The sequence below is a fragment of the Halomonas heilongjiangensis genome (genome assembly GCF_002879645.1).
Taxonomy (GTDB): domain Bacteria; phylum Pseudomonadota; class Gammaproteobacteria; order Pseudomonadales; family Halomonadaceae; genus Halomonas; species Halomonas heilongjiangensis.
In genome coordinates, this window is the sequence record NZ_PNRE01000050.1 from 22,912 (window position 1) to 30,972 (window position 8,061).

7 protein-coding genes are annotated in these 8,061 nt (G+C 68.1%); all 7 read right to left on the minus strand.

Annotated features, from left to right (window positions below; genetic code table 11):
* Positions 1 to 19: 19 nt before the first annotated feature.
* Positions 20 to 829, minus strand: coding sequence for an ABC transporter ATP-binding protein (locus C1H66_RS11520; protein WP_102628028.1), 810 nt, complete (start codon positions 827 to 829; stop codon positions 20 to 22).
* On the minus strand, positions 823 to 1,896 hold the full coding sequence (locus C1H66_RS11525; protein WP_181423424.1) for a FecCD family ABC transporter permease: 1,074 nt from the start codon (positions 1,894 to 1,896) through the stop codon (positions 823 to 825). The genes C1H66_RS11520 and C1H66_RS11525 overlap by 7 nt, the downstream gene beginning before the upstream one ends.
* Positions 1,889 to 3,019 carry an ABC transporter substrate-binding protein gene (locus C1H66_RS11530; protein WP_102628029.1) on the minus strand — a complete coding sequence of 377 codons (1,131 nt, stop codon included), beginning with the start codon at positions 3,017 to 3,019 and terminating at the stop codon, positions 1,889 to 1,891. The genes C1H66_RS11525 and C1H66_RS11530 overlap by 8 nt, the downstream gene beginning before the upstream one ends.
* A 169-nt stretch (positions 3,020 to 3,188) precedes the next feature.
* Complete coding sequence (locus C1H66_RS11535; protein ID WP_102628030.1) at positions 3,189 to 3,863, minus strand: zinc metallopeptidase; 675 nt, start codon at positions 3,861 to 3,863, stop codon at positions 3,189 to 3,191.
* Between the two features lie 54 nt (positions 3,864 to 3,917).
* Positions 3,918 to 5,021: an App1 family protein gene (locus tag C1H66_RS11540; RefSeq protein ID WP_240618289.1), complete on the minus strand. Its 1,104-nt coding sequence runs from the start codon at positions 5,019 to 5,021 to the stop codon at positions 3,918 to 3,920.
* 187 nt (positions 5,022 to 5,208) lie between these two features.
* Complete coding sequence (gene chrA / locus C1H66_RS11545; RefSeq protein ID WP_102628031.1) at positions 5,209 to 6,582, minus strand: chromate efflux transporter; 1,374 nt, start codon at positions 6,580 to 6,582, stop codon at positions 5,209 to 5,211.
* A 123-nt stretch (positions 6,583 to 6,705) separates the two neighbouring features.
* Positions 6,706 to 8,061 (minus strand): sulfate adenylyltransferase subunit CysN (cysN, locus tag C1H66_RS11550; RefSeq protein ID WP_102628032.1); only part of this gene is annotated, 1,356 nt, incomplete at its 5' end.

Below are 8,061 nucleotides of genomic sequence, written 5' to 3' on the forward strand. Positions count from 1 at the left end.
GGCCGGAGCAGGCGCGCTGCTACTCCGCTACGCAGGCGTTGGGCTCGGCAGACGGCCGGGCGAATCGCTCGCCCTTCGCCGAGACGCTGTCGACGATGACCTGACCGATCCCGCGCGAGCACGACTCGATGCGCGCCTCGACGTGGTAGACCTCACGCAGGAGGTCGGGGGTGACGATGTCGGACGACCGGCCACAGGCGATCAGCCGGCCGTCGGCAACGACCATGGTCTGGTCGGCAAAGCGCAGGGCGTGGTTGAGGTCATGCAGGGCGATCAGGACCACCATGCCGCGTGCGCGGGCAAGACCCCGCATGTGGGTCAGCACTTCCATCTGCCGCGAGAGGTCGAGCGCCGATGTCGGCTCGTCCATCAGCAGGACGTCCGGTTCCCGCACCAGGGCCTGCGCCAGGCTGGCGAGCTGCCGCTGGCCGCCGGACAGCTCGCCGATGTTCTTGAAGGCGATGTCCGAGATGCCGAGGACCCCCATGGTCTCGTCGATGTGCCTGAGATCGTCGTCACCGACGGCCCAGGACGTCCCCTGCTTGCGGGCGAGCAGGATCGATTCGTAGACGGTGAGCACCGAGTTGGCGGAGGTATCCTGGGGCATGTAGCAGACGGCGTCCCGTCCCGGCTTCGCCCCTTCGACACGCACTTGCCCCGGCCCGCGCAGGAGCCCGGCGATGCGCTTGAAGAGCGTCGACTTGCCCGCCGCATTGGGGCCGATCACCGCCACCACTTCGCCGCCCGCGAAGGCCGGCGTCGTCACGCCCTGGACCTGGAGTGTCCTGCCATAACGCGCGCCGAGACCGTCGAGCCGGATGGTTACCATGAGCGCCTCGCATTGGAGAGGATGAGGGAGATGAAGAAGGGAATGCCGATGAGCGACGTCACGACGCCGATCGGGAAGATGGTGCCGGGAACGAGGGCCTTGCTGAGCACGGAACTGGCGGAGAGGATGAGCGCCCCGGCCAGCGCCGAGGCCGGCAGGAAGAAGCGTTGGTCCTCGCCGATCAGCATGCGGGCGATATGCGGCCCGACGAGCCCGATGAAGCCGATCGTCCCGACGAAGGCCACGGGGATGGCGGCCAGCAGGCTCACCATCATCAGCGTCTCCAGGCGCAGCCGCGTGACCTTGACGCCGAAGCTCGCCGCCTTGTCCTCACCCAGCCTGAGCGCCGTCAGCGCCCAGGCGCGGCGTGCAAAGACCGGCAAGACGACGGCCAGGGCGAGCGTGGTGATGGCGAGCTTCGGCCAGGTCGCCTTGGTGAGGCTTCCCATGGTCCAGAAGACGACCGCGGCCAGGGCCTGCGAGGAAGCCAGGAACTGGACGAGCGCCAGCAGGGCGTTGAAGGTGAAGACCAGGGCGATGCCGAGCAGCACGATGGTCTCGACCGTCACGCCACGCTTGATGCTGAGCAGGTGGATGAGAAACGCCGCCAGCATGGCCATGACGAAGGCGTTGATCGGTACCACGTAGGCGATGGCCGCGGGGATGAGGGCCACGCCGAAGGCCAGCGCGAGGGCCGCGCCGAAGCTCGCGGCGGCCGAGATGCCCAGCGTGAAGGGGCTGGCGAGCGGATTGTTGAGAATGGTCTGCATCTGCGCCCCCGCCACGCTGAGCGACGCGCCGACCACCACGGCCATCAGCGCCACCGGCATGCGGATCTCCCACACCACGACCCACACCTGCGGGGACACGCTGTCGGACGCCAACAGCGCCCGCACCACCTCGCCGAGGCCATAACGGGCGGGACCGATGGCGAGGTCGACGCACAGGCTGAAGACGAGCGCCAGGCCGAGCCCCAGGAGAATCAGTTGCCGCCGCCAGACCAGGGCGCGGTAGCGGCCGCGTTCCACGCCCGTGGTGGGTGCGGCGATCGTCGTGGGCTTATTCATCGCTCAGCGAGACCCAATGGCCGGGCCGGTAGGTGACCGGCAGGAACCTGTCGTGCAGCTCGCGGAAGGTCGCCTCGGGATCGAGATCGGCGAACAGCTCGGGATGCAGCCACTTCGCCATCTGCTGGATGGCGACGAACTGATAGGGGCTGTTGTAGAACTGGTGCCAGATGGCATGCACCTGCCCGGTCTCGACGGCCTTCACGCCGGTCAACGCCGGCCGTTCGGTCAGCGCCTCGAGCTTGCGCCGCGCTTCCGTCTCGTCCTGATCGGGACCGACACCGACCCAGTCGCCGCCGGGCACATAGGCCTCCCAGTCGCCGCCGGTGACGATGACCTGGTCCGGATTGGAGGCGATGATCTGCTCGGGGTTGAGCGTGCCGAAGGTGCCGGGAAGGATATCCTTGGCGATGTTCTGCCCGCCGGCCATCTCGACGAACTTGCCGAAGTTCTCGTCGCCGAAGCTCATGCAGCAATCGTCCGAATAGCCACCGGCCCGGTCGATGAACACGGCCGGGCGTTCGGGGTCGGCCTCTGCGATGACATCGGTGACGCGCCGGATCTCGGCGGCGCGCCACGCGCTGAACGCCTCGGCCCGCTGCTCCTCGCCGAACAGCTGGCCGAAGAGGCGCATGCTCGGCTCGGTATTGGTGAAGGGATGCTCCCGAAAGTCGACATAGACCACGGGGATGCCGGCGGCGGCGAGCTTCTCGATATAGCGGGCGTCTTCCGTCGCCTGCTGCGACTCGATGTTCATGATCACCACGTCGGGATCGAGGGCGACCGCCTGCTCCACGTCGAAGGTGCCGTCCTTGAAGCCGCCGAAGGTCGGGATCTCCGCCATCTGCGGAAACTGCTCGAGATAGAGGGCGTAGTTGTCGGGATCGGCCTGGCTGAAATCCTCACGCCAGCCGACCACCCGCCTGAAGGGATCGTCCGTGTCGAGCGCGGCCACGAGATAGATCTGCCGCCCCTCCCCCAGGATGACCCGCTGGACCGGGGCGTCCACCTCGACCTGGCGGCCGGCGATATCGGTCACCGTGACGGGCTCCGCCTGGGCGTGGAGGGCCGAGGCGGCGAGCAAGGCGATGGCGGCACATGCCGCAAGCTTCCGGAGAGTCATGAAGGCCTCACGTGTGGTAGAGAATGTGCGGAATCATATGGCTAATGAAACCTATTCTCAATAGCTATCCCTGCGAGAACCGCCGATCGAGCCGGCCTTAACCGATCATCGCTATGACGGCGGGGCGGCGCCCCTCCTCCTGCAGCGTGATTCCCGTGCGAGTGCCGCCCTACCGCCTGAGGATCACCAGCCACCGCCCCAGGTTGAGCAGGCTGGCCAGCGAGGCGGCCACGTAGGTGAAGGCGCAGGCGGTGAGCACATGGCGGGCGCCGGGCATGTCGCAGGGCGGGAGGTACTCCTTGAGCAGCGGCAGGGCCCGCTGGAAGCTGGCGTCGAACTCCACCGGCAGGGTCACCAGGTGCACCAGGGCGGCGGTGCCGAAACTGATCACCGCGGCCAGCAGCACGATCAACATGCCGCCGGGCATGCGGGTGAGGATGAACAGGAAGGGCGCCGCCATCATCAGCAGCGCCCCGATCTTCTCGGCCTGCTGGGCCACCGCCACCAGCCGGCTGCGCACCAGCAGCGGCGCGTAGCCATGGTGGTGCTGGATGGCGTGGCCCACCTCATGGGCCGCCACCGTCACCGCGGTGAGCGAGCGTCCCGCGTAGTGCTCCCGCGACAATCGCACCCGCCGCGCGTCGGGATCGTAGTGGTCGCCCTGGTCGGTAAGCTCCACTTTCACCCCGTCGATGCCGAGCCGCCTGAGCAGGTGCTCGGCGAGCTCCGCCCCGGTACCCGGGTAGTCGTCCCGCGGCCGGGCATGCCGCTTGAGCACCCACTTCGCCCAGAGGTTGGGCAGGATGAAGATCAGCAGCAGCACACCGATCAGGACAACGATCATCGTGACCTCGTTCGCCTGGATGAGGTGTCATCATCGCCGCTGAGCCACCTGGCGTCATCCCTCGTCGACGCACGCCTGGTGCACCTCCACCAGGTCGTGCTGAGCGATCAGTCCCTTGGCATGGGCATGGGCCGCCATGGCGGCGCTGTCGGCGGCCAGCACCAGCTCGCAGTCGCTGTGTGCGATCTCCTCGCGCAGCCGCTCGATGGCCCGTTCGCGGTCGGGCCTGCGATCGACCCGGCGAATGTAGATCGCCTTCACCCGACCGGGATGCTCCTTGACGATACGGGTATAGACCTCGGGGTCGTGCTGTCCGCTGTCGCCGATCAGCACGCAGGGCAGGTCCTCCATCATCGTCAGCATGCGGGTGATCAGGTCATGCTTGTGGTCTTCGGCGCGGCGCGGCCAGGGGCGACGCCAGGAGAGTCCCCACTCGCGCAGGAACAGGATCGGCCCCACCGGGATGCAGTTGAGCTGGAAGAACGCCTCGAGCATCTCGTAGATGCTCCAGGGCCCTCGCGAGACGTAGAGGATCGGCCGCCTGGCCTCTCCATCGGCTCCGACGTGAAGCGCCCGGTAGAGCGCCGCGACACCGGGAAAGGCGGTGCGTTGATGCGCCTTCTGCACGAAAAGCCGATAGAGCATGCGCAGCCTGTCGGCAACACCGGTGTACATCACGGTGTCGTCGATATCGCTGATCACCAGCAGATCGGTCTCTGGCGGTGGGATATACACCTCGGCGTGGCAGTGCATCCGGTCATCGCCCTGGGAGACCTGCAGCTCGGCCTGGTGCCAGGAGAGTCCCTGCGGCAGCGGCGTCTGGAGGGGCAGGTGAATGTCGAAGAAGCCGTCGCGGTCGGTGGTCGCGGTGGTCCGGTTGGCGCCCAGGCTCGCCTCCACACGAACGCCGGCCACCCCATGGCGAGCGATGCGGCGCACCACGTCCGCCACGTCACGCAGCACGCCATGGTGGGGGATCGCCCGGCCCAGGGCGGCCTGGCGGAACACACGCCCCATCACGAAGACCTCCTGCCGGGAGCCATAGCCACGGTAGGGATGGACCACGATGCCACCACGACCGAGGTCACGCTTCATCGGCCGGGTGATGAAATGCAGCACGCGCCTGACCACGCCGGCGGAACGTCGCCTGCCCCCCATCAGCCGTGCCGCTCCGGTTCACCCCGGCCCTGGAAGGGGGCCGCCCCGGTCTCTTGCCTCATGCGCATGGTGACCTCCCCGGCCTGAAGACAGGCATCGATGATGACCAGTGTGAAGGAGTGGACCCCGAGGTCAATACTCGGTGTGGGTCGCCATCCGACACCGACGCCAGGCCGGGCTCCCGCCCCTACCCCGGCAGCGACAGCAGCATTCCCGATAACGCACAGGCCCCCAACACCTTGAGCATGCCCACCCTGAAGCGAAAGATGGCCAGCATGGCGCCGACGCAGAGCAGCAACGCGAACGGATCCAGCGTGGCCGGCTCGGGCACCAGCAGCCGCAGGCCCGCCCCGCGCCACTCGCCCACCTCGGCGAAGACCACATGGATGCCGAACCACACCGCCAGGTTGAGCACCACCCCGACCACCGCGGCGGTGATCGCGGTCATGGCGCCGCTCAAGGCGGCGTTGTCGCGCAGCCGCTCGACGTAGGGGGCGCCGAGGAAGATCCACAGGAAACAGGGCACGAAGGTGACCCAGGTGGTCAGCACCGCCGCCAGGGTCGCCGCCAGCCAGGGATCGAGGGCGCCGGCGTCGCGGAAGGCGCCCATGAAGCCGACGAACTGCACCACCTGGATCAGGGGGCCCGGCGTGGTCTCGGCCATGCCCAGGCCGTCGAGCATCTCCCCCGGCGCCAGCCAGCCGTAGTTCTGTACCGCCGCCTGGGCCACGTAGCTGAGCACCGCATAGGCACCACCGAAGGTGACCACCGCCATCCGGCTGAAGAAGGTGGCGATCTGGGTGAAGACGTCATCGCCCCCGAGGATCAGCAACAGCAGCGCCACCGGCGTGAGCCACAGGGCGAGGAAGATCGCCGAGATCTTCAGCGACCAGGCCCGATTCGGGCGCGCATGGGTGGGCATCCGCTCGCCGAGCAGCGAATCGCGATCCTGGAGCACCCCGTCGTCGGCGGCAGCGTGCCCACCGCCCACGCGAAACAGCGTGGAGCCGGCCCTGCCGCCGAAGAAGCCGACCAGCGCCGCGGCGACGATGATCAGGGGAAAGGCGATGTCGAGGAAGAAGATCGCCACGAAGGCCGCCGCGGCGATGCCCAGCATGACGTGGTTCTTCAGCGCCCGCTTGCCGATGCGCACCACCGCGTTGACCACGATGGCCAGTACCGCCGCCTTGAGGCCGAAGAACAGCCCCTCCACCAGCCCCACATTGCCCAGCGCGGCGTACAGGTAGCTGAGCGCGAGTATCGCGATGAACCCCGGCAGCACGAACAGCGTGCCGGCCAGCAGCCCGCCCCGGGTGCGGTGCATCAGCCAGCCGATGTAGATGGCCAGCTGCTGCGCCTCCGGCCCGGGCAGCAGCATGCAGTAGTTGAGCGCGTGCAGGAAGCGGCTCTCGCCGATCCACCGCTTCTCCTCGACCAGGATGCGGTGCATCACGGCGATCTGCCCGGCGGGCCCGCCGAAGCTCAGCAGGGCGATACGCAGCCAGACGCGCACGGCCTCGCGGAAAGGCACGTCGTGGGGAAGCTCGTCGGAGGGGGTCATGACACCTCGATGTCGGCGGAGGGAGACGGGGTGGCGATACCCCCTGAACAGGATACCGGAAAGCGAAGCCCCGCATGATAGCGGGGCTTCGGGCCTACGGGACTACGGGATGACGGCGACGACTCAGCGCAGCAGCTCGCGCAGGTCCTTGGCCTCCCAGTGGGGGAAGTACTTGCGCACCAGGGCGTTGAGCTCCAGCTCGAAACCGGCCCAGTCGACCTCGCCGTGGGCCCTGGCGGCCCCCTCGGCCGTACCGCGGATCATCCCGGCACCGACCGTCACGTTGCTCAGCCGGTCGATGACGATGAAGCTCCCGGTACCCGGGCTGGTGGCGTAGTCGTCCAGCGGCACCTCAGCGGTCAGCTCCACCCGGCAGCGGGCGATGGCGTTGAGCTCGAGACGCTCGGTGGCATGGCGCTCCAGGGTGTTGACGTCGACCTGGTGGTGGATCGCTCCCACCTGGCCGGCAACGGAGCGTCCGGCCAGGCGGATGTCGTACGACCGCCCCGGGGTCAGCGCCTCCTCGTGCATCCAGACGATGTCGGCCTCGAAGGCACTCGCCATGGCCACCTCGGCGTCCGCGGCGACGAGCCAGTCCCCCCGGGAGATGTCGATCTCGTCGTCCAGGGTCACGGTGATCGCCTGGCCGGGGTAGGCCGCGTCCAGGTCACCGTCGAAGGTGACGATGCGCTCCACCGTCGAGGTCTTGCCCGAGGGCAACGCCTTGACCGCCTGGCCGGGGCGCAGCACGCCCGCCTCCAGGGTGCCGGCGTAGCCGCGGAAGTCGAGGTTCGGCCGGTTGACATACTGCACCGGCAGGCGCAGGTCGGTGAGGTTGCGGTCGCGGCTGACCTCCACGCCCTCGAGCAGTTCGAGCAGCGCCGGCCCCTCATACCACGCCATGGCGGCGCTCTTGTTGACCACGTTGTCGCCCTTCAGGGCCGACATGGGCACGAAGTGGATGTCCTCGGCCGAGAGCTGTTCGGCGAAGAGGCGATAGTCGGCGACGATCTCGTCGAAGCGCGCCTGGTCGAAGTCGACCAGGTCCATCTTGTTGACCGCGATCACCAGATGGCGGATGCCCAGCAGATCGGCGATGAAGCTGTGCCGGCGGGTCTGGGTCTGCACCCCGTAGCGGGCATCGATCAGGATGATCGCCAGGCTGGCGGTCGAGGCCCCGGTGGCCATGTTGCGGGTGTACTGCTCGTGCCCCGGGGTGTCGGCGATGATGAACTTGCGCTTGTCGGTGGAGAAGAAGCGGTAGGCGACATCGATGGTGATGCCCTGCTCGCGCTCCGACTGCAGGCCGTCGACCAGCAGCGCCAGGTCGACCTCCTCGCCGGTGGTGCCGCTCTTCTTCGAGTCGCGGGTGATCGCCGCGAGCTGGTCGTCGAAGATCATCTTGGAGTCGTGCAGCAGCCGGCCGATCAGGGTCGACTTGCCGTCGTCGACGCTGCCGCAGGTGATGAAGCGCAGCAG